This window comes from Acinetobacter sp. ACNIH3 (genome assembly GCF_002918965.1).
GTDB classification, from domain to species: domain Bacteria; phylum Pseudomonadota; class Gammaproteobacteria; order Pseudomonadales; family Moraxellaceae; genus Acinetobacter; species Acinetobacter schindleri.
The window spans coordinates 1-1371 of record NZ_PQLP01000123.1; the positions used below are offsets into that span (position 1 = coordinate 1).

Below are 1371 nucleotides of genomic sequence, written 5' to 3' on the forward strand. Positions count from 1 at the left end.
ATATTCAAAGTTTATAATTTTTTTAATGGGTATAATTATGAGTGGTTGTGGATGTAGTAAAGAAACACCATGCGAAGATAAGAAATCTCAACAAGAAAATCATCCATCAATTGCAGAAGCAAACAATAACACTAAATATAAAAAAAATGGAAGAATAATTTACTAAGTTATTGTTTTTAAGTTGATCCTTGTTTTATATGGGGGTGATAATAACTTCTGATTACTAGTTTTTACCTTAAATATACCGATTGAAAGATTCATTTAAAGGCTATGAATACATGAGTTTTACAGTTTGGCTAGGTCAGCATGAGTACTTTTCACAAGATTTAAGATCGACCATGAACGTGATTAAGTTATAGGGGATTGATGAAATAGTTTTTATGAATTTCTGGCTTTCTGGGCTGATTTTATCAAATTCATGTCTATGCAAAATTGCGACATATTTCTCGTGCTGGTAGTTATCCAGAGTTTGGTCTGCATCTATCCATAGTGCAGACCTTTTTTTGGTGACAGTTTTTTCTTAGTGATTTTCGATCTGGATGTAGTGATTTCACGTTTGCAGAATATATCTTAGCGGTGATCCATCTAATATTCGTGATTATAAAGAGAGCTAATTCACAGGTTCTACAGATTATGTAGCGACTAACTATATCAAAGTCTATTTGCAGTTGATGGTTGGCGCTTAGTTTATATTTACGCTTAGGTTTCAGTTAAAAAATCAATATTCTGTTGAATCCGTGATTGAATCATCTGTAGGGTAGATTCTCGAATTTGATGGGGATACAGGCGCTGCGCAATTTGACTAAATTGAAGTGCAATTTCACGCATGGTCAAGATGATCTCATCGACTTCTAGAGTAGTCAGATTAGCTTCTGAAGTACCGAGTTTATGTATGTCATTTCGGGAAATATTGAGCGCTTCTCCCATAATGTCCATTTGATGATAACCACCTGGACCCTCGCAGAAGGTCACATCATAGGCTGGAGCCAATTTCCATTGACCATTTTTCTCCATGAGAAATGAAAAGTTCTTAGTATGGTCATCCCGATTATTGAAAAGCACATTAAACACAGCACGTTTAAAAGCATGCAATCTTTCTCGTACATCTTGCGTACACATCAAGGTTGCCCGGAGAAAATTGCGATAGTCTAGGCTACCTGGAACTTTATAGTCTGCTCCTGTATATGCAGCCAAACTCTGCATTGGAATCCGCATACCATTTTGACGATCGAATCGTTTAGAAGTGTCAACGGCATTTTAAAATTGACCCCTTTTACCTTAAAAATGGCGAAGTAAAATTGACCCCTTTGATCTCGTATTAAGTTTCAACCTGCGGCTGAATCCCAATTCTTTTTTTATCCTTCAAACGAT

At 36.0% G+C, this 1371-nt stretch carries 1 pseudogene; it reads right to left on the reverse strand.

Features of this window, described 5'->3' with window-relative positions:
• Positions 1 to 699: 699 nt before the first annotated feature.
• Positions 700 to 1242: pseudogene (locus C3420_RS16985) on the reverse strand (type II toxin-antitoxin system HipA family toxin); the annotation flags it as partial.
• Positions 1243 to 1371: the final 129 nt, after the last annotated feature.